Here is a 19,799-nt window from a genome sequence, read left to right as displayed (position 1 = left end):
CAAGACGGTAAACTCTACACGATGGTCGTTACCAAAGATGGTGTAAAACTAGAAGAGTGCCCTGAACTCAAAGGTCTCAATATATATGACGCTACTGCCAAACTTCAAGAGAAGTATGGCAAAAAAGCCGGGATCGCCGTTATCGGTACTGCCGGTGAAAACAAAATGGCTTCAGCCTGTATCGGTGCTACCGACCAGGACGGCGAACCTACCCGCCAGGCTGGCCGTGGTGGTTTGGGCGCTGTCATGGGCAGCAAAGGCTTAAAGGCAATTGTTGTTGACGACACTGGGGCTGCTAATATCGCTTTTGCTAATGAAGAAGCTTTCAGAGTAGGCGCTAAGAAATTGGCTAAGGCATTAACCAGCCATGCTGTAACAGGGCAAGGTTTGCCTACGTATGGCACTAACGTGCTTGTCAACATCCTGAACGAAGCCGGTGGTCTGCCTACCAGAAACTTCTCTGAGGGTCGTTTCGAAGGGGCTAACGACATTAGCGGTGAAACCATGTATGAGACGATTAAAGCCCGTGGTGCTCACCCGACGCATGCCTGCTCACCAGGCTGTATCATCCGTTGCTCGCAAACCTATAATGATAAAGACGGCAAGATGATTACCGGCGGTCTTGAATATGAAACCTGCTGGGGCTTCGGTGCTGACCTTGGCGTAAACAATCTTGATGACATCGCTTACATGAACCGTCTCTGCGATGATTACGGTGTTGACACGATTGAAATGGCTGTTACCTTAGGTGTGGCTATGGAAGCTGGCGTAGCTGAGTTCGGTGACAGCAAAGCGGCAATTGAGCTTATCCACGAAATGGGCAAAGCCACTCCGCTTGGGCGCATTTTAGGCGCAGGCGCTGCGATTACCGGCAAGGTATATGGAGTGAGCCGTGTACCAACAGTTAAAGGGCAAGCAATTCCCGCATACGATCCACGCGCGGTTAAAGGCGTTGGCGTAACGTATGCTACAACCACCATGGGCGCTGACCACACTGCCGGTTATGTTGTTGCGACCAATATCCTTGGCATTAGCGGCAAAACTGACCCGTTGGCAGCTGAAGGTCAAGTTGACCTGTCCCGTAACTTCCAAATTGCTACCTCGTTTATTGATACAACAGGCCTGTGCCTGTTCGTAGCCTTCGCGATCCTTGATATTCCTGAAGGAATGGAAGGAATCGTTGAGATGTGTAACGCCCGCTACGGCTGGAACTACACCCTGAATGATTACCTTGAAATTGGCAAAGAAGTGCTTCGTGACGAGCGTGCCTTCAACAAAGAGGCAGGATTTGGCGAGGATTCCGATGACCTGCCTGATTTCTTCCGTTTTGAATCTCTCAAACCCCATAATGTGGTGTTCGATATTCCGAAAGAAGAGCTTAAGACGGTATTTAATTTCTAATTATTCAAATGGTTACAGTTGGAGCCCGGCTATTTGTCCGGGCTCCTTTATACGAATAAGTGCTGTCTAAAACATAATATTAACTATTACTGTTAACTGACCTTGCCGCGATTTTATGGACACGCAGAACGTGTATATATACAATAAGGGTACCCGGTTTAAGAAGAATATCTATAAAGTTGGAGCAGGTGGGAAGTATGAAATATTATCAATTTAGTAATGGAGAAGAAACTATCTCAATACCCTTGAAAAAGGATGTTAAAAAGATCTATGTAGAGGTAACTACTGGATGTAACTACTCTTGTATAACCTGTATCAGGCATTCCTGGACTGATCAAATCGGTGACATGTCTATCGATACTTTTAACAAATTGTTTGAGGACATCAAGGCACTGCCTGATTTAAAATGCGTACATTTTGGTGGCTTTGGCGAACCGCTTACCCATCCAAATATTTTGGCGATGATTAAAAGCTGTAAAGGATTGGGACTGACTGTTGAAATGATAACTAACGGGTCTATGCTTACGCCCCAAGTGGCAGATCTTCTAGTTGATGTAGGGTTGGACTGGATATTTGTTTCTCTCGATGGTCCGGATGATCAATCTTTTGAGACGATAAGACCGGGAGCCAGTTATGATCAGGTTGTTAGTAATATTGAGTATTTACAGAGGTTGAAAAAGGAAAGAAAAACCAATAAACCCGCACTTGGGGTGGAATTTGTAGCAACTAAACAAAACATTAGGAAACTCCCCGCAATGCCGGCGCTTACAGACCGGCTTGGCGCCCATAAACTAATTGTAACGAATGTTTTGCCTTACCATGAAAGTATGAAAGATGAAATTCTTTATGATACAGGACTGGATTTAAATTCGTTTGGACGAGAGTCTACTTTTTTATCTGTTAAGGCAGCGCCTAATATGCAACTGCGAACGGCACGGCATTGTCGATTTGTTGAAAACAAAGCATTAGCAGTTACTTGGCAGGGGGAAGTCAGCCCATGTTATGCGTTTATGCATAGTTATACATGCTATATTATGGGCCGCAAAAAGGATATGCTCGCCCATAGTTTTGGAAATGTGAAAGATAGAAGTATTGCGGAAATATGGACCACTCCCGAGTACGCTCGTTTCCGTTGGATGGTGCGATCAGCAGACTACCCATCATGCACGGATTGTAGACTTATTGATGGTTGTTCGACAGCCTTAAACAACGAGGCAGACTGTTGGGGCAATAATCCAACATGCTCTGATTGCTTGTGGGCGAGGGATATTATTATGTGCCCTTAATTAATTGTGTCACATTTATGTAATATAAGTGTAACCTAAATGTGACACAAATGTTGCACTACGCCCTGTGTCTAAAAAATACAAGTCATCCATATCAACAGGGATGGCTTGTATTTTTCTAACCCTGGGTTGGCATGAAAGTTGCACAGTAATAGCTATAGAGATTACGCAGCGGGAAAACTTTAGATCAGGATTATATTTAGAGAGAGCTACAAAAAAAGTAAAAAAGCTTTATAAGGTATTAGGTGATACCCAGTATGCTGGAAAATAAGTTATTATAAATATTGCAGGAATTATTAAACAAATGGCAAAATATAAAGTATAAATCATTTCGCATATGGAGGCAGCCATGGAACAAGTTGATGAAGCCATCAAGCAAAAAGTGCGCGAGGTAGCTAAGGAAGGCCGACTGACGTGTAGTGAAGCAATGCAATTGGCAAATGCCGCGGGCGTGCCGCCAATTATTATCGGACGGGCCGCTGACGCTGCCAGAGTAAAAATTATTGCCTGTCAGTTAGGGTGTTTTGGGGTCAAAAAAGGAGACTGACATGGATTTTTTTGATTGTATTTCATTAATAAAAGCGCAAAGTTTGATTGACGACAACCTGCCGGAAACGGCAGTCGGAGTAGAGGAAGTCGAGCTGACCCAGGCTTTGGGCCGGATAGCTGCTGATGATATTGCCGCCGGCGGCGATTTACCGCCGTTTAGCCGTTCGACGGTTGACGGTTATGCTGTGCTTAGCCGTGATACCTTCGGTGCGGGCGAGGGAGTCCCGGTAATGCTTGATATCATTGGTGAAGTATTTATGGGCCAGACCGCAGAACAGGGTATTGTTTCCGGTCAAGCCGTTATTATACCGACAGGGGGCATGCTGCCTGCCGGTGCTGACGCTGTCGTCATGCTGGAACATACGGAGTGCTCTGACAGCGAAACCCTGCTGGTGCTAAAACCGGTAGCCCCTGGCGAGAACATTGTGACCAAAGGTGAAGATATAAAAACAGGCGCAGTATTTATTACTGCCGGGACAAAGCTGACGCCGGCCGAAATTGGGGCGCTGGCCGCCTGTGGCGTTGCCAAGGTAAAAGTACGGCAGCGTCTTAAAGTGGGGATCATCTCTACCGGCGATGAAGTAGTGGACGTTACTGCCGTTCCGGTGGGCGGTCAAGTACGTGATGTTAATTCTTATACTCTAGCAGCCATGTTGACTGAAGCTGGTTGTCAAGTTACCTGTTATGGGATCATTAAGGATAATTATAATGAACTGCTGGAGGCCATCGGCAAAGCGGTCGATAAAAACCAACTGATACTGGCGTCAGGTGGCAGCTCAGTCGGGGCGCGGGATCATACTGTGCGGGTTATTGAAGAGCTTGGCCGGCAGAAAGTAGTCTTTCACGGGCTGGCTGTCAGACCAGGTAAGCCCACGATCTTTGGGATGGTGGGTACAGTACCGGTATTTGGATTGCCTGGACATCCGGTAGCGGCAATGACCATCTGCCAAACAATGGTACTTCCTGTAGTAAAGAAGCTGCAAGGGGTAGCAAGGCGTAGGGCGGGCTATAACACGGTTCCGGCCAGATTGACCAGGAATTGTGCGTCTGCCCCTGGCCGGGATGATTTTTTACGGGTAAAGCTAATTTGGCGGGAAGGTGAATATCAGGCTGAACCAGTGCTGGGAAAATCCGGCCTTATCACTGTTATGACCCAAGCGGACGGCGTTGTACGGGTGCCGGAGGGCAGCAGCGGGCTGTATGCCGGAGATGTGGTACTTGTCGAAGTAATGAGGGAGGCCTAACATGCACAAGGGAAAAGCATACCTGGAATGTTTGCCTAGAGATAAGACCTGGGAGTTGTGGCAGAACAGCCTTACCGCTGCTGGCTATTTTTCCGGGCTGCCTGTTGAAACACTGCCGGTAGGACAAGCGCTGGGGCGGGTCACTGCCGGCTGTACCTATGCCAAGCAATCAGTGCCCCATTATAACGGCTCAGCTATGGACGGAATTGCCGTGCGGGCCCAGGACACATTTGGCGCCGCCGAGACCAATCCGGTGCGATTGACCTTGTTGAAAAATGAAGACCCTTTTGCACCAGGTGGCTGCTACATCGTAGATACCGGCGACTTAATGCCTTTGGGGACAAACTCAGTCATTATGATTGAAGATGTACATATTGACGGCAATACTGCCGAAATTATTGCTGCAGCTACGCCATGGCAGCATGTCCGGATCATTGGAGAAGATATTGTCGCCAATGAAATGGTTCTGCCTGAGCATCAAGTAATTACACCGCCTGATATCGCTGCATTATTAGCTGCCGGACTTGAATCAGTGGATGTTGTCGCTAAGCCCAAAGTTACTGTTATTCCGACAGGGACCGAACTTGTGGCCCGGTCACAGGATTTAAAACCCGGAGCCATACTTGATGTTAACTCCCATATGCTGTGTGCGGCAGTATCTACCTGGGGTGGTGAGCCGGTACGCCATGAGATTGTGCCAGATCATTACGAACAGATAAAAAATGCGGTTGCTGCAAGCCTTGAATCAAGTGACATGGTTATTACTAACGCAGGAACCTCGGCGGGTACTGAGGATTTTACCTCGCGGATACTGGCCGAACTTGGCATGGTGTTAGTGCACGGAGTTGCCATTAAACCAGGTAAACCGGTGGTGTTGGCGCTCTGCAAAGGTAAACCGGTCATCGGCTTGCCCGGATACCCGGTATCAGCGATGCTGACTGCCGAACTCTTTGTCAGAGATGTGCTACTCCAGCGGCAAAGGCTGCCTATTCCACCAGTGCAGGAAGTTCCGGCAGTACTGGCCCGTCAGCTCTATTCACATGTTGGCGTCGAAGAGTTTGTGCGTGTTTCTGTCGGATCAATCCAAGGCAAAACAGTGGCTGCGCCGCTTAGTCGTGGAGCGGGGATTATATCGTCGCTCATCAAGGCCCAAGGGGTGCTCTCAGTCGGCGAAAACAGCCCCGGCTTGCCCGCGGGTGCCCTGGTAAAGGTAAGGATGTTTAACAAGCAGCAGTCAGATACCTTGCTGGCTGTTGGCAGCCATGACCTGGCGCTTGATATTCTGGGGGTATTCTTAAAACGTCAGACCAATATGCTGCTGTCGGCAGCTAATGTCGGCAGCATGGGCGGCATCATGGCTGTAAAGAATAATGAAGCACATATTGCAGGCATTCATATGCTTGACGACAAAACAGGCGAGTATAATATTTCTTTTGTTAATAAATATCTGGCAAAGGGGAGCTGGCAATTAGTACGGCTTGCCCGGCGCGAACAGGGTCTGATGGTACAGCCGGGTAATCCCAGGAATATCCAAGGATTAGACGATTTAGTCCGAGAAGACATAACTTATGTTAATAGACAGCGTGGTTCAGGAACCCGGATGCTGCTGGATTATTTACTGCCCAAGCAAGGTGTGACTAGTAGCAATATTGACGGCTATGAAAAAGAAGTCAGCACCCATATGGCAGTTGCTGCTACCATTACTGCCGGTGCGGCTGATACCGGTATGGGTATCCGGGCAGCGGCTATGGCCCTGGGACTGGAGTTTATCCCGGTATCCCACGAGTGCTATGATATTATTTTGAACTTCCCACAGGGTGATAGCACTGCTGAAACAATAGTTAATATCCTAAAATCGCCGGAATTCCGCCAGGAAGTTGAACGGCTGGGCGGGTATGACTTGGCAGAGGCAGGTACAGTATTGGCAGTCAACTAAAGATAGGAGAGTGACCAGCATGGCTTTAGAAATCCGGCTATTTGCTACACTTCGCAACTATTTTCCCGATCATCCAGGCGGTGTGTTGTCAGTAGAAGCAACTGAGGCTGCTACTATTGACCAGGTTATTGCTAAACTAAACATTAACCCTGATGAAATTAAAATTATCATGGTTAACGGTGTGCAGGCTCAGCCTGGCCAGGCGCTGAAAGACGGCGACAGAGTAGGGTTATTTCCGCCAGTCGGAGGCGGATAAAGGGGTTAAAGAAGGGAGCTAAGCGCACCAATGGAACTTACACACTTTGATCACTCGGGCAAGGCACGCATGGTTGATGTAACCGTGAAAGAGGAAACCAAGCGGGAGGCAGTGGCTGAAGGGCGAATTACGATGAAGCCTGCTACCCTTCAACTGGTGAAACAAGGCGCCATGGGTAAAGGCGATGTCTTAGGGGTCGCTCAGGTGGCCGGGATAATGGGTGCCAAACGGACATGGGATTTAATCCCGATGTGCCATCCCCTCTTATTGACAGGTGTCACTCTTGAATTTGCAATCGATGACACGGGCAATGCCATTGATATTAAGGCCGTGGTTAAAACCACTGGCAAGACCGGGGTGGAAATGGAAGCATTGACGTCTGTGTCAGTTGCGGCATTGACGATTTATGATATGTGCAAAGCGGTAGACAAAGCCATGACTATTGAATACGTCAGGCTGCGGGCCAAATCAGGCGGTAAGAGCGGCGATTATATTAGGGAGGATTAAAATCTATGCAGGGAAAGATAGTAGCTGTTTGTACCAGCAAAAATAAAGGCGAACGCAAGAAAAACGTTGGACAATCTACACTTCTGCCCGGACTTGGTCTCGAAGGAGATGCTCATGCCGGGTTTCAGCACCGTCAGGTAAGTTTGCTAGCCTTAGAAAGCATCGAGAAAATGAGGCAAATGGGGCTTGACGTCAATCCGGGTGATTTTGCTGAAAATATTACTACCGAAGGGCTTAACTTGCCGGTTTTGCCTATCGGTACAAAACTAAAGATTGGCGATGTGTTGCTGGAAGTAAGCCAAATCGGTAAAGAGTGCCATACCCGCTGCAATATCTACTATCAGGCCGGCGATTGCGTGATGCCGAAAGAAGGGATATTTGCCATTGTAGTTACAGGTGGGCCGGTAGCTACCGGCGATACAATCGAGGTGATTGAAAGTGTTTAGCATTGGCATTATAACAGCCAGTGATAAAGGCTCACGCGGCGAACGCGAGGATTTGAGCGGCAAGGCCATTGCCGAAATGCTGGCAGAGCTTGGTGAGGTCAAGCATTATGTAATTGTTCCAGATGAGCGAGAGGCGTTAAGTCAGGCAATGATTAATATGGCTGACAACCTGAAGATTGATCTTATTCTTACCACTGGCGGAACTGGTTTTGGACCACGCGATGTAACGCCTGAAGCTACTTTAGACGTGATTGACAGACAAGCTCCAGGCATCCCTGAAGTGATGCGGGCCAAGTCTCTGGAGATAACTTCGCGAGCCATGCTGTCACGGGCTGTAGCCGGTTTACGTGCAAGGACACTTATTATTAATCTCCCAGGCAGTCCCAAAGGTGTTCGGGAATGCCTTGAAGCCATTCTTCCGGCGCTAGAACACGGCTTATCTATTATGAAGGGTGAAGCCGGCGAGTGTGCCAGGCCATAGCCTTGTTCACAATTGAATATATAATCTTCGAGTCTGTGGGTCTAAAGCTGCATGCTATGACTGCCGACCGTTAGGGTACTTGGGAAACTGGGGCGCCTTCCATTGTGAAAAGAAGAATTAACACCGGTGAAAAAACCCGGCATTGCTTTATTCTTTTGCAATGCCGGGTTTTCTTATTGCTAGGTAAAGGCGGTGATTATAAAAGGTTTATAGGTAATGGTAATGATTATAATTAATAAAAAAGAGGTGTCTATATGTTAAGGAAAGGACTAAAAATTACTGCTATACTATTGGTTATCCTTATGGCATTTGCACTAAGCGCTTGTCAAAAAGCACCGGATACAGCAGCGCCAACACCGGCTAAACCGGCTAACCCGGAAGTTATTTTGGCTACTACGACCAGTACCCAGGATAGTGGCTTATTAGATGTTGTTATTCCCGCCTTCGAAAAGAAAACAGGCTACAAAATCAAAACCATCTCTGTTGGTACCGGTCAGGCGCTGGCTATGGGGGAAAAAGGTGAAGCCGACGTGCTTTTGGTCCACGCACCTGATGCTGAGAAAAAAGTAGTTGCCACTGGCGCAGCCATTAACCGGCGCCTGGTAATGCATAATGACTTTGTGCTTGTTGGCCCAGCTGAAGATCCGGCCCAAATTAAAAGCAAGAGTGTTGTGGATTCGCTGAAGACAATCAGTGGGACTAAAGCTCCGTTTATATCACGGGGTGATGACTCTGGTACTCATAAGCTTGAACTAAACTTGTGGAAAGCTGTTGGTATTAAACCCCAGGGGACCTGGTATCAGGAAGCTGGAGCGGGCATGGGGCAGACCCTGAAAATTGCTGATGAGAAAAAGGGGTATACCATGGCTGACCGGGCTACCTATTTGGCGCAAGCTAAAAATGTTTCTTTAAAAATATTGGTTGAAGGCGATGCTAAACTTCTTAATATTTACCATGTAATGGAAGTGAATCCTGAGAAATTTAGTAAAGTAAATAAAGCAGGCGCGGCGGCTTTTGCCGAGTACTTGCTGTCAAGTGAAGGACAGGCTTTAATCGCTGCCTTTGGCAAGGATAAGTATGGTCAGTCGCTGTTTACCGCAGACGGGGGTAAAACAGAAAAGGACTTCGGACTATAATCTCTAAAACGTACAAGGGGCAGGACAAGGTATGGATACTATTTGGTACGACCCTGAGATATTGGCAGTTACTTGGCTCACGGTTAAGGTGTCGGGACTGGCTACTTTAATAAGCGTTATTTTGGGGATTCCGCTTGGTTTATGGCTAGCTCTCCATGAGTTCTCCGGAAAAAAGGTTATTGTCAGTGTAGTTAACTTCGGCATGGGTCTGCCGCCTGTTGTTGTTGGCTTGGTTGTAAGTCTGCTGTTATGGCGGTATGGTCCGCTCGGGATGCTGGGGATCATGTACACTCCTTGGGCCATGATTATCGCGCAGGCTGTTATTGCCAGTCCAATCATCGCAGGTTTATCGTTTGCCGCTATCGGCAGCCTGAACCCCAAACTGCGCCTCCAGCTATTGTCTCTGGGAGCTTCAAAGTGGCAAGCCCATCTGCTCCTTATTCGCGAAGCACGATTGGGGTTGTTAGCCGCTGTTATGGCCGGTTTTGGCGGTGTTGTGTCAGAGGTAGGCGCATCCATGATGGTCGGCGGCAATATCAAGGGGCAAACCCGGGTTTTAACTACAGCTACTGTTATGGAAGTGGGCAAGGGTAACTATGATACCGCTCTGGTGCTCAGTTTTATTCTGTTAATAGTCGCATATAGCATTGTTGCCGCCTTGACTTATTTGCAGAACCGGACGGCAAAATGAGTGTGGGCGGAGGGGCTATGGAAAAAACAATTGTAAAATTGACTGGAGTCAAAGTATATCGTAATAGCCAATTAACCCTGGATATTGAACAATTAGCGGTAGCACCAGGTGAGCTTGTAGCGGTGGCAGGCGCCAACGGCGCTGGCAAAAGTACACTTTTGCAGGTGGTAAATATGCTGCTGCCCTTTCAGCAGGGCCTGCTTACGTTGTTCGGTCAGGATGTTGCTAAAGGCGGTCAGGAAATCGCCCGCCGTTCTAGTTCCATGATGTTTCAGGAAACACTGCTCATTAATGGTACGGTATACGACAATGTGGCGCTGCCGCTAAAATTCCGCAACTACCCGCGCTCACAGATTCAAGAGCAGGTAATGACGGCGCTTAGAACTTTCCAATGCCAACATTTAGCTTACCGTCAGGCCAAACAACTGTCAGGTGGTGAGGCGCAGCGGGTCGGCCTAGCGCGCGCGCTTGTATATCAGCCACAACTGTTATTATTAGATGAACCCTTTGCTGCCCTTGATACTGCCTCTCGCACGGCGATTTTGACTGATTTGAAACAAGTGGCGGCGCTAAATAAGCTGACTGTTTTGCTAATCAGCCACAATTTTAATGACGTGCTGTATTTTGCCGATCGAGTAGTCGTCTTAGCAGGCGGACGTGTGATTCAGGATGATCGCCCGGAAGTGGTTCTGCGCCGCCCTGCCAGCCGGGCAGTGGCTGATTTAGTTGATATGGACAATATTCTGCCCTGCCAGGTGGAATGGAGCGGTCAGGAGGCGATTATACGTCTGAGCTGCGGACTCGCCTTCAAACAAAACAGTTCTGTTCCTGCCGAAGCGGTCGCTTGCTGCCTGCCCGGTGATGCTATCCAGATACTTAATGAAAGCTCTGCGTTACGGCATCAGCCGTTAGTTACTGTTAGCGGAATTGTAGCAGGGATTACGCCAGGTATTGGGGCTTACAAAATTAAGGTTGAGGCCAACGGCTTGTTCCTGACGGTCAGAGCCCCTCGTGAACAAATTTTAGCCCTTACGACAGGCAGTAAAGTTGAAGTGGCCTTTAGCCCTGACGAAGTTCAGCTTGTCTGACGTTATAGTTCAATGACTGCTTGTTCTACTCGTTTAATGCCAGGTATCTGCTCAAGCTCGTCCAAGAGTTTGAACAGTGCCTGGTCTTTGTTTTTGGCTTCAATCATAACGTCAAAATCCTGACCGGTTTCTTTGGCTATAGTCAGGAAAGGTAGGAAATCAGGCAGATTTATATTATCAGCGTGGCTGCGAATATCCTTATCACTTTTCGGACTGGAGAGGTGGATTTTTGGGATGGTTCCGTTCCAGGTTCTGACGATGGCCGGCCATAACTCGGCCAAATTTTCACCATAGTTGATACAGGTATGATGGTGAATATCAAGCACCATGGGGCTGCCGACTGTTTGACAAAGGCTAAGCACATCGGCAGCCGCGTATACCTTATCATCGTTTTCCAGCATAAGCCGGAGGCGGATACGATCAGGCAACTGATTAAACTGGTTAATAAATCGACCAAGTGAGGCCGCCTTCGCTTTGTACAGTCCACCGACATGGATGACCAACTGTGGAGCAGGCGGCAGGCCCATGGCTTCCAGCATGTTAACATGATAGTCAAGGTCAATGAGTGAAGCTGTCAACACCTCTTCCTTGGGGCTATTTAACAGTGTATAATGGTCAGGATGTGCGCTGATCCGCATATTACGGCTTTTAATGTAATCGCCGATTTCCCGCCACTCGTCAGCAAACTCGTCTATATAGCTCCATTCAGCAGCAACAGGGTGGGTTGCTAATGGCACTGTTTTAGAAGTAAGGCGGTATACATGAATGTCGTGGGCTGAGTTGTAGCGAAGGATGCGAAGTGTATTTGCTAAGTTTTCCCGTGTTAAACGGCGCAGACGGTGGATACGACCCTCTGGGTCGGGAATTTTCTCAAGGGTTTTTACTGTCACGCTTTTATTTGGTGAACCTTCGGCAATGTTGAGAGCGATTGCGACATAACCAAACCGTACTCGCATAGGAAGTTACCTCTTTTTTTCGTAAGGATTCTTCGTTATCTTATATTATAGTATATACTATAACGAAGCATGTTATTGGCCGCTCGGAAAAAGAGTAAGATAGCTTGCAATTTGCCTAGGGTAGGGTTTAGAATGAGAAGAAAAGTCCTAGGAGTGAGAATCGCTTGTCCAAACCGATCTATGTAATTGGTCATCGTAATCCTGATACAGATTCTATTTGTTCAGCAATTGCCTACGCACACCTTAAAAAAGCTTTGGGCGAGCATGTACTCCCGGCACGCGCCGGAAAAATCAACGCGGAGACTAAGTATATTCTGGAGTTTTTTGGTATACAACCGCCGCAGCTTATCTTAGATATGTACCCCCGGGCAAAAGATGTTATGCATGAGAACATAGTTACTATTCATCCTTGGAATACCCTGAGAAAGCTTGGCCAACTGATCAAACAGCATAGTGTAAAGTCTATTCCTGTTGTAGATGATGACGGCAGTTTAGTTGGCATGGTTACTGTTGGAGATTTGGCTGAACGGTATGTAAACGAATTGGGAATGCAAGATTTGCGGGAAACCGGGGTCGACTATGCTGGGATTCTTAGGAGTCTTAATGGCACACTCATTTGTGGCGGGGATTTATCCAGAAGGATCGAGGGCAGTGTCAAAATTGCGGCTTCCCGGACACAAACTATGGCCAAAGTCATTAAGCCTGGCGATATTGTTCTGGTCGGCAATCGTACTAATGTTCAGCTGACCTGTATTGAGGTCGGTGTTACTTGCCTAATTGTAACAGGTGATTATGAGGTGGCGCCAGAGGTGGAATTTGCGGCCCAGGCGGCGGGAACGTATATTATCAGAGCGCCTTATGATACCTACACCTGCGGGCGTCTTATCAACCAAAGCATCCCGGTACGAAAAGTCATGAAGCCCAATGTTACCTCATTTAAGCCTGACGATATGGTTGCTGATATAAAAAATATCATTATTCGTACCGGATACCGTAATTATCCGGTTGTCCAAAGCGGCAAAATGGTTGGACTCATTGATCGTGACCGGCTCATTGTCCCGGAACGTGATCAGATTATCTTGGTTGACCATAACGAGCGTTCACAGGCGGTCGATGGTATTGAGGAAGTTAAGATTGTTGAGATTGTTGACCATCACCGGCTGGGGGGGCTGGAAACCAGTGAGCCGATCTTTATCAGGCATGAACCGGTAGGATCTACGGCTACCATTGTCGCCAACATGCATTGGCATCGCAATGTGCCAATACCTAAGAATATGGCTGGGCTCCTGCTTGCCGCCGTCATTTCAGATACAGTGTTATTTAAATCGCCGACAGCCACAGATAAAGACCGTGATACTGCCAATAAGCTGGCAGAGATTGCCGGACTTGATATTCAGGAATTTGGCATGGCGATGCTAAAGGCCGGTTCCGTGATTGACAAGCTAACTCCAGGAGATATAGTAGCTACTGACTTAAAGGAATTTCAGATTGGCGAGTACTATGTTGCAATTAGTCAAATCTCAGTCATGGACCCTGAGGGCGTACTAAGGCAGAAAGATCAACTCCAAGAGGCCCTACAGGCTATCTGCGAAAAAGAACAGTATAATATGGCGATACTGCTGATTACTGGCATACTGGATGAGGCTACTTACCTGCTGCATTATGGGCAGCCATCAGGGTTGATCGCTGCCGCTTTTGGCGAGGGACGGCCTGATGGCACCTGGTATTTACCTGGTGTAATGTCGCGAAAAAAACAGGTTGTCCCCCCGCTGATTGATGCCGCTCGCCGGCTCTGATAGGAAAAGCCGTTGTTTTATGGTATACTTATTCCCATAATTACCTATATGGGAAGGAATGTGGGAATATGCCAAGTTACACGACCAGTGGTGTATGTGCGAAAAAAATTGAATTTATGGTAGAAGACGGAATTGTAACAAAGATTGAATTTCAATCAGGCTGCTCAGGTAACCTGCAAGGCGTAAGCCGGCTTGCTGAGGGAATGAAGGTTGAAGACGTTATTAATAAGTTAAAAGGAATTAAATGCGGCGATAAAAACTCCTCGTGTCCTGACCAGTTGGCGCGGGCGTTAGCGGAGTTTCAGGCAAAATAAAGAAGGCGGCTTAACCTGTCGCCTTTCTTTTCCTGATAGAAAGCATAACTTTCTCTGGATAAGGGCAACATCGGCTTCCGCTTTCGCCATAGGCTCGGCGCAAGCCGTGTTTTCTTTATTTCGTTTTTGACGGAACATACTTAACAAATCGGTTACAAAGATGAGGAGCTAAGAACGATGTACTGTGAAATCACCTATCAGACTACAGGTGAACGCTGGGGGATATTTCCACGCGATATTGGTGAGTTTCAGGCCCGAATGTCAATTCCAGATAGTATAAATAGTGGTGACAGTCACGATACTATTGTCAAGAAGTCGGTCAAAATTGAGATTATGTCATGTTCATTTACGCCTGATGAAAAGAATAAACGTCATAGAGAGGCTCTGGAAGGCTTGGTTGACCGGTTAGTGAAGGCTGGCTGGGAACAAATGACTGAGCGTGGAGCTGAGTGGTATAATATTAAGTTTCATAAAGAGATGCAGAAATAGATCACAAGACTATTGACAGTAACGATTTTATCTGGTATATTCATTTGCAATAGCATATACAAATGCAATGAACGGGATAAGTAAATTGGCTGCGCTATTATCAGAGAGCCGGGGGGTGGTGTGACCCGGTAGGCGTGCTTATTGAAATACACCCGTGAGCAGCAGGTCGAAAGTAATCAAGTAGACTGCGCCGGAACGCCACCGTTATCATAGGCTAGGGTATCGGAGTTTTCCCGTACCTGAAAAGAGCGGCTTGCTATTTAGCAAGCAGGGTGGTACCGCGAGTGAAGTCTCGTCCCTGTATAGGGGATGGGACTTTTTATATTTTTATGGAGGCGATATACATGATTATTGTAATGAGTCCAACAGCTACTCAGAATGAGATTGAGCACGTGGTTGCCCGGGTAACCGGAGCCGGATTAAAAGTACATTTGTCAGAAGGTAAACTTCGTACAATCATTGGCCTCATCGGTGAGAAAAAACTAATGGCGCAGCTGCCACTAGAAGCTATGTCTGGTGTTGAAAAAGCAATATCGGTTACAGCCGGCTACAAACTGGTCAGCCGGGAATTTAAAAATGAAGATACTGTTATTGATATTGGGGGCGTACTTGTTGGCGGCTCTCATTTAACAGTCATGGCTGGGCCTTGTGCAGTTGAGAGCAGGGAACAACTCTTAGAGTCAGCAAGGATTGTCAAAGAGGCAGGGGCCCAGTTCCTGAGGGGCGGTGCTTACAAGCCGCGCACGTCCCCCTACTCTTTCCAAGGTCTTGAAGAAAAAGGCCTGGAAATGTTGGCAGAGGCTAGAGCTGTAACTGGCCTTAAGATTGTAACTGAGGTTGTTGATATTCAGTCTGTGCCTGTAGTGGGTGCCTACGCTGATGTACTGCAAATCGGGGCACGCAACATGCAAAACTTTCAACTGTTGAAGGCTGTAGGCAAGAGCGGCATGCCGGTGCTTTTAAAACGAGGCATTGCGGCTACGATTAATGAATGGTTGCATGCTGCCGAGTATGTTATGAGTGAAGGTAATTACAATGTTATGTTCTGTGAGCGAGGCATTCGAACGTTTGAAGACTATACCCGCAATACCCTGGATTTAAGTGCTGTGGCAGCACTCAAAAATTTGAGCCATCTGCCTGTTATCGTTGATCCGAGTCACGGTACCGGCTTATGGAAGTTAGTGCGGCCAATGGCAAGGGCAGCGGTAGCCGGGGGGGCTGACGGCTTGATGATTGAGGTTCATCCCAATCCGGCGGAAGCCTTGTCTGACGGCAATCAGTCCCTAACCCCTGAAAATTTCCGGGCACTGATGAATGAAGTTGGGGCAATTGCGTCTGTAGTGGGCAGGAGAATGGCATGAGTCTAACTATCAGGCGGATTGCGATCATCGGTATGGGTTTGATCGGCGGTTCGCTAGGCCTGGCGCTTAAAGCGAACAGAGGTGCGAAAGTTGAAGTTACTGGTATTGACACTAACGAACTGTCGCTCATTAAAGCCCGGCAGCGTGGCGCCGCAGATATCGTTACTGCTGATTTAAAAGCTGGCGTAGCTAACGCCGATATGATTTTTTTATGTACGCCTGTGCTGCAAGCTGCAACGCTGGTCAAAGAAATAGCGCCTTATTTAAAGCAAGGCGCTATTCTGACAGATACCGGTAGTACTAAAAGCTATTTGATTGAAACGATAGCAGCTTTACTACCCCATGGTGTCCATTATGTACCTGGCCATCCTATGGCTGGACGCGAAAAAAGCGGCATTGAAGCCGCTGACAGTTCGCTTTTTCGTGATAAATGGTATATCCTAACGCCGGTAGGGCCTGGCGAATCCACGGCTATCGTAGCGGTGCGTCAGGTTATCAGCTGGACAGGAGCCAGAATTACGGAGATGGATGCTACCCGGCATGATTGGTGTACAGCCTTGATTAGCCATGTACCGCACATTGGCGCTGCCGCTTTGGTAAATTTGTTAGCCTATTCCGAGGATAAGGACAGCAGCATTAAACTGGCTGGCGGCGGTTTTCGTGATACCACACGCATTGCCTCCTCTAACGCCGATATGTGGGCCGATGTTTGCATGACAAATGCCGGACCGATTGCCGATAGCCTGGATAAGTTCAGCCAGATCATCGGCGAGGTCGCCTTGGCTATTCGCCAAGGCGACCGGGCGAGTGTCCATGGATTCTTTGCTGCTGCTAAAGAGCGTCGGGACGAACTTTTGGAACTGGAGCAGGCTGTTACCGAACAACCCTTGTCCAATGGGCGTTAATGATTTGCCCCATGAGCTTTTTTCCTTCAATATCAGGGTGTAGTCCATCTGTGGCAAAATGATCGGGTAGTTCCCGGTTACTATCAACAAAATGTGGCTCAAGGTCGATGAAGTACCGTTGCTGCCTGATAAAGTTATTAACAGCATCAAATTCCTCTCGCCAATTGGATACGGTTTCTTCATTAAAAGCCGCATCAATAGCGGCCGGGTTGATAGGTGGCAAGGTCAGGAATATTGGTCTGATGCCATTTATAAGGCATTTATCGCGAATAGCTGCAAGCTCCGAGATAACCTGAGCTGAGGGAACTCCACCACGCAGACTGTTGGTACCGCCAAGAATGATTAAATATTTGGGCTTAAACGGGAGCACATCATGGTCAAATCTGGCCAGCATAGTTTCAGAAGTGTCGCCGCTTTTGCCCAGGTTGACAGCCGGAAAATGAAGATAGGTCTGATAGCTGTAATCAGTATCGGCTGGAGAATAGGAGATAGCGCCGCCCCCATGGGTGATGCTGTCGCCAAAGGTTGCGCAATACTGCCCTCTGGTTAAATCAACCGTGAACTCAGCTGTATCAGAATAGCCACCTACCGGATTACCGCCGGCATCAATACCACGGACACGCCAATAGTATTTGCCGGGAACGATACGAGGCTGGTCGTCATAACAGTCATTTAGGCCAGTGACAGTTTTGCTCCAGATACGGTGGTTAGAGGCTTCAATACCGCCCGGGTTTTCTGGCGGTTGATTTGTAAGCTCGACTTCATAACTTACGGCGCCAAATACTGGTATCCAGGCATAGGCAGGATAGAGCGGCGTCGGCAGGGTGGCTGGTTTATAGTGGTTATTAATGAGCGGCTTGACCACCGGGTTGATATTGCGGTCAATCCAAATTTCTGTCGCATTAGAAAATACTCCTAAGGGATTGCCCTTGTAGTTAAGCGCACGGACTCGCCAGAAGATGCGGTTGCCTTCATACCAGGAGAAATCGGCATTATAGCCATTGGTAAAAACTTCACGGGTTAAACGAAGTTGGTTTTCAGATGGCAAAACATCATTGGGATTTTCGGGCAGCATCGTTAAGAACTCAAGCTCATAATACACGGCATTCGGTACTAGCGTCCAGGTAAGCATCGGACGAAGAGATGCCGGTGCGTTCACTGGATACGAGGAGGTTGGCATAGGTTTGACCTTGTCAAACTCTTCGGCCGTCCGGCCACTGGCCTCAGTCAAGCTTATGTGATTGGAATATTTGCCCAGCGGCTTGTGAAACAGGGTTTGAGCAGAAACTCGCCAATATGTATGGAAAGGAAAGTGTTCATCAATTGAAAATTGGTTTTTCCAGGTATGATAGCTGACAATGCGCTGGGAGTCATCGACATCCTTGTGGTCATCTATTGGAGGGGTATTTAGAGCCTCAATTTTATAGTAAGCAAGATAGGGAAGTCGGGGCCAGCTCAAAATATACTCGTTAGTTGCGTAGTTGACCTCGAGACTTGGTTTAAAACTGTTAAGACCAACGGCTTCAGAGCCCTCAAGGATGTAGGACATTGCCAGAGTTAAGAGTGTAATGAGTATAATACGTTTCAAAATATACACCTGCCGATTAAAATTGAAACTAGCTATATATTACCACATTTTAGTATTGCCAGAAACTGGCCTGAGCATTAGTTACGGCGTTTGCGTCAATACTGATAAAGAGAGCTTGGTCATTGGGTACCTATGCATGCATTGCGTAACGCAAAGGTGGTGTAAAGTCTGGTAAAGCGTAAACAGATGATTGGTTTTAGTTTATTAGTGGTCATTTGCCTGCTATCGGTTTCTGTCATAGTCTTTGACAGCACTTCTGCAAATAAGACTGAATATCCAGATATATTTAGACATGAGGATGTATATATCGCTGTAAGCCAACATGTAGATAGGCTACTAGTCGCAAATGGTAATGCCGAAGTTGCTGGCAAGGTTACAGAAGGGATCATGATTGCTGACGGTGATCTGACGCTCCAGCCAAGTGCTGATGTTAAAGGGCTTGTTGTCGTAATTGGTGGTCATGCTGAAGTCAAACAGGGAGCCCGGTTGGAAGAACGAGTATGGGTGATCCCGCCACAGGGTTATCGCATGGTGCCATTTGTGATTGGCACTCTTTTTGTTATTGGGGCAATAAGTCTTATTCTTTTGCCTATACTTTTATGGGTAGGTGCATATTTTTTTAAACGCACGCCTTGGTATCTCCCTTTTCAAAAATGTATCCAAGAGGTGCAGCGGCGCTGGCCAGCGCTATATATTTTCGCCAGCTTAACTTTTAGTGGATTGATGCTAATTGCATTTACGGCCATGGCCTGGGAAACAATATTCCGCAATGCAATGGGTTTCTTTGATAACGCTATCATTTGGCTTGTTCGCTACTTTACAAGTCCTTTAATCGACAAAGTAATGATCTTTATTTCAGATTTAGGCTATGGCTTACACTATACAGTGATTATAGCGGCTGTCTTTTTGCTCTTGTCCTATTACCGGCGCTGGCGTGAAATGACCGGCTTAGCGGTTTGTTTATCAGGCGGGGCCGCTCTTAATTATTTGTTAAAGCATTTGTTTCAACGCTCACGGCCGGAGCTGTTCCGTGTGGTTCAGGAATCGGGTTACAGTTTTCCCAGTGGCCATGCTATGGTATCTTTATGTTTTTATGGGATGCTAGCCTTTTTAATTATGCGGTTTATCCCTTCCTGGCGTGGGCGATTAACAGTTATGACTTTGGCTGTTATTTTAGTGGTAGCCATCGGTATTAGCCGTATATATCTGGGAGTACATTACCCCTCAGACGTAGTGGCTGGATATGCTGCAGGTTCAATGTGGCTGGCTTTTTGCATCTCGCTGTTAATGTGGTGGGAGCGAGAACGGAAGCAGAAACGTAATTAAAATGGAAATAAAAAGAAGCTTTGTGGAAGTTCCGCAAAGCTTC

20 protein-coding genes, 1 riboswitch and 1 other annotated feature are annotated in these 19,799 nt (G+C 47.4%); of the genes, 18 read left to right on the top strand and 2 right to left on the bottom strand.

What is annotated here, in order from left to right:
- From VN447_RS12085 to VN447_RS12030, 12 genes are all read left to right on the top strand, one after another.
- Positions 1 to 1,401 (top strand): aldehyde ferredoxin oxidoreductase C-terminal domain-containing protein (locus VN447_RS12085; protein ID WP_325525612.1); only part of this gene is annotated, 1,401 nt, incomplete at its 5' end.
- Between the two features lie 197 nt (positions 1,402 to 1,598).
- Positions 1,599 to 2,687, top strand: a complete 1,089-nt coding sequence (locus VN447_RS12080) for a tungsten cofactor oxidoreductase radical SAM maturase (protein WP_325525611.1) — start codon at positions 1,599 to 1,601, stop codon at positions 2,685 to 2,687.
- Between the two features lie 349 nt (positions 2,688 to 3,036).
- Positions 3,037 to 3,234, top strand: coding sequence for a hypothetical protein (locus tag VN447_RS12075; RefSeq protein WP_325525610.1), 198 nt, complete (start codon positions 3,037 to 3,039; stop codon positions 3,232 to 3,234).
- A gap of 1 nt (position 3,235) precedes the next feature.
- Positions 3,236 to 4,480, top strand: a complete 1,245-nt coding sequence (gene glp, locus VN447_RS12070; RefSeq protein WP_325525609.1) for a gephyrin-like molybdotransferase Glp — start codon at positions 3,236 to 3,238, stop codon at positions 4,478 to 4,480.
- Between the two features lies 1 nt (position 4,481).
- On the top strand, positions 4,482 to 6,416 hold the full coding sequence (locus VN447_RS12065; protein ID WP_325525608.1) for a molybdopterin biosynthesis protein: 1,935 nt from the start codon (positions 4,482 to 4,484) through the stop codon (positions 6,414 to 6,416).
- Between the two features lie 19 nt (positions 6,417 to 6,435).
- Positions 6,436 to 6,672 (top strand): MoaD/ThiS family protein, encoded by a 237-nt coding sequence (locus VN447_RS12060; RefSeq protein ID WP_325525607.1) that lies wholly within the window; start codon positions 6,436 to 6,438, stop codon positions 6,670 to 6,672.
- A 30-nt stretch (positions 6,673 to 6,702) separates the two neighbouring features.
- Entirely contained in the window at positions 6,703 to 7,179 is a 477-nt protein-coding gene (gene moaC / locus VN447_RS12055) for a cyclic pyranopterin monophosphate synthase MoaC (protein WP_325525606.1), read from the top strand.
- Positions 7,180 to 7,184: 5 nt separating this feature from the next.
- Entirely contained in the window at positions 7,185 to 7,625 is a 441-nt protein-coding gene (locus VN447_RS12050) for an MOSC domain-containing protein (RefSeq protein WP_325525605.1), read from the top strand.
- Positions 7,618 to 8,106 (top strand): MogA/MoaB family molybdenum cofactor biosynthesis protein, encoded by a 489-nt coding sequence (locus VN447_RS12045; RefSeq protein WP_325525604.1) that lies wholly within the window; start codon positions 7,618 to 7,620, stop codon positions 8,104 to 8,106. Before VN447_RS12050 ends, VN447_RS12045 begins: the two co-directional genes overlap by 8 nt.
- A gap of 13 nt (positions 8,107 to 8,119) precedes the next feature.
- Positions 8,120 to 8,237: riboswitch (molybdenum cofactor riboswitch) on the top strand.
- Between the two features lie 123 nt (positions 8,238 to 8,360).
- On the top strand, positions 8,361 to 9,242 hold the full coding sequence (locus tag VN447_RS12040; protein ID WP_325525603.1) for a substrate-binding domain-containing protein: 882 nt from the start codon (positions 8,361 to 8,363) through the stop codon (positions 9,240 to 9,242).
- A 31-nt stretch (positions 9,243 to 9,273) separates the two neighbouring features.
- Positions 9,274 to 9,933, top strand: a complete 660-nt coding sequence (locus VN447_RS12035; RefSeq protein WP_325525602.1) for an ABC transporter permease — start codon at positions 9,274 to 9,276, stop codon at positions 9,931 to 9,933.
- A 17-nt stretch (positions 9,934 to 9,950) separates the two neighbouring features.
- The gene (locus VN447_RS12030; RefSeq protein ID WP_325525601.1) at positions 9,951 to 11,021 is read left to right on the top strand and encodes an ABC transporter ATP-binding protein; all 1,071 of its coding nucleotides are present in this window, start codon (positions 9,951 to 9,953) and stop codon (positions 11,019 to 11,021) included.
- Between the two features lie 2 nt (positions 11,022 to 11,023).
- Here the strand turns inward: VN447_RS12030 and uvsE are convergent, their stop codons facing one another.
- Positions 11,024 to 11,977: a UV DNA damage repair endonuclease UvsE gene (gene uvsE, locus VN447_RS12025; protein ID WP_325525600.1), complete on the bottom strand. Its 954-nt coding sequence runs from the start codon at positions 11,975 to 11,977 to the stop codon at positions 11,024 to 11,026.
- 164 nt (positions 11,978 to 12,141) lie between these two features.
- Here uvsE and VN447_RS12020 point away from each other — a divergent pair, with 164 nt between their 5' ends.
- The 5 genes from VN447_RS12020 to VN447_RS12000 all read left to right on the top strand — a co-directional run bounded on the left by VN447_RS12020 (position 12,142) and on the right by VN447_RS12000 (position 16,842).
- Positions 12,142 to 13,773, top strand: a complete 1,632-nt coding sequence (locus VN447_RS12020) for a putative manganese-dependent inorganic diphosphatase (protein WP_325525599.1) — start codon at positions 12,142 to 12,144, stop codon at positions 13,771 to 13,773.
- Between the two features lie 68 nt (positions 13,774 to 13,841).
- Positions 13,842 to 14,087 carry a TIGR03905 family TSCPD domain-containing protein gene (locus VN447_RS12015; protein WP_325525598.1) on the top strand — a complete coding sequence of 82 codons (246 nt, stop codon included), beginning with the start codon at positions 13,842 to 13,844 and terminating at the stop codon, positions 14,085 to 14,087.
- A 177-nt stretch (positions 14,088 to 14,264) separates the two neighbouring features.
- Positions 14,265 to 14,576, top strand: coding sequence for a hypothetical protein (locus VN447_RS12010; RefSeq protein WP_325525597.1), 312 nt, complete (start codon positions 14,265 to 14,267; stop codon positions 14,574 to 14,576).
- Positions 14,577 to 14,634: 58 nt separating this feature from the next.
- Positions 14,635 to 14,879 (top strand) — a binding site (T-box leader).
- A 41-nt stretch (positions 14,880 to 14,920) separates the two neighbouring features.
- Entirely contained in the window at positions 14,921 to 15,937 is a 1,017-nt protein-coding gene (aroF, locus tag VN447_RS12005) for a 3-deoxy-7-phosphoheptulonate synthase (protein WP_325525596.1), read from the top strand.
- Positions 15,934 to 16,842 (top strand): prephenate dehydrogenase, encoded by a 909-nt coding sequence (locus VN447_RS12000; RefSeq protein ID WP_325525595.1) that lies wholly within the window; start codon positions 15,934 to 15,936, stop codon positions 16,840 to 16,842. Before aroF ends, VN447_RS12000 begins: the two co-directional genes overlap by 4 nt.
- Here VN447_RS12000 and VN447_RS11995 read toward each other — a convergent pair.
- Positions 16,811 to 18,439 (bottom strand): GDSL-type esterase/lipase family protein, encoded by a 1,629-nt coding sequence (locus VN447_RS11995; protein WP_325525594.1) that lies wholly within the window; start codon positions 18,437 to 18,439, stop codon positions 16,811 to 16,813. The two genes, VN447_RS12000 and VN447_RS11995, sit on opposite strands and share 32 nt — an antisense overlap.
- 177 nt (positions 18,440 to 18,616) lie before the next feature.
- Between VN447_RS11995 and VN447_RS11990 the strand changes: the two genes are divergently transcribed.
- The gene (locus VN447_RS11990; RefSeq protein WP_325525593.1) at positions 18,617 to 19,756 is read left to right on the top strand and encodes a phosphatase PAP2 family protein; all 1,140 of its coding nucleotides are present in this window, start codon (positions 18,617 to 18,619) and stop codon (positions 19,754 to 19,756) included.
- Positions 19,757 to 19,799: the final 43 nt, after the last annotated feature.

The organism is Sporomusa sp. (assembly GCF_035561155.1).
GTDB lineage: Bacteria > Bacillota > Negativicutes > Sporomusales > Sporomusaceae > Sporomusa.
This window is presented reverse-complemented; position numbering and strand designations above follow the sequence as displayed.

Bases quoted from the DNA above. Each gene is read 5' to 3' on its own strand.
- VN447_RS12050 (WP_325525605.1), top strand. From the start codon at position 7,185: ATGCAGGGAAAGATAGTAGCTGTTTGTACCAGCAAAAATAAAGGCGAA.
- VN447_RS12080 (WP_325525611.1), top strand. From the start codon at position 1,599: ATGAAATATTATCAATTTAGTAATGGAGAAGAAACTATCTCAATACCC.
- VN447_RS12010 (WP_325525597.1), top strand. From the start codon at position 14,265: ATGTACTGTGAAATCACCTATCAGACTACAGGTGAACGCTGGGGGATA.
- VN447_RS12040 (WP_325525603.1), top strand. From the start codon at position 8,361: ATGTTAAGGAAAGGACTAAAAATTACTGCTATACTATTGGTTATCCTT.
- aroF (WP_325525596.1), top strand. From the start codon at position 14,921: ATGATTATTGTAATGAGTCCAACAGCTACTCAGAATGAGATTGAGCAC.
- VN447_RS12035 (WP_325525602.1), top strand. From the start codon at position 9,274: ATGGATACTATTTGGTACGACCCTGAGATATTGGCAGTTACTTGGCTC.
- VN447_RS12060 (WP_325525607.1), top strand. From the start codon at position 6,436: ATGGCTTTAGAAATCCGGCTATTTGCTACACTTCGCAACTATTTTCCC.
- moaC (WP_325525606.1), top strand. From the start codon at position 6,703: ATGGAACTTACACACTTTGATCACTCGGGCAAGGCACGCATGGTTGAT.
- uvsE (WP_325525600.1), bottom strand. From the start codon at position 11,977: ATGCGAGTACGGTTTGGTTATGTCGCAATCGCTCTCAACATTGCCGAA.
- VN447_RS12030 (WP_325525601.1), top strand. From the start codon at position 9,951: ATGGAAAAAACAATTGTAAAATTGACTGGAGTCAAAGTATATCGTAAT.
- VN447_RS12065 (WP_325525608.1), top strand. From the start codon at position 4,482: ATGCACAAGGGAAAAGCATACCTGGAATGTTTGCCTAGAGATAAGACC.
- VN447_RS11990 (WP_325525593.1), top strand. From the start codon at position 18,617: ATGATTGGTTTTAGTTTATTAGTGGTCATTTGCCTGCTATCGGTTTCT.
- VN447_RS12015 (WP_325525598.1), top strand. From the start codon at position 13,842: ATGCCAAGTTACACGACCAGTGGTGTATGTGCGAAAAAAATTGAATTT.
- VN447_RS12075 (WP_325525610.1), top strand. From the start codon at position 3,037: ATGGAACAAGTTGATGAAGCCATCAAGCAAAAAGTGCGCGAGGTAGCT.
- glp (WP_325525609.1), top strand. From the start codon at position 3,236: ATGGATTTTTTTGATTGTATTTCATTAATAAAAGCGCAAAGTTTGATT.
- VN447_RS12000 (WP_325525595.1), top strand. From the start codon at position 15,934: ATGAGTCTAACTATCAGGCGGATTGCGATCATCGGTATGGGTTTGATC.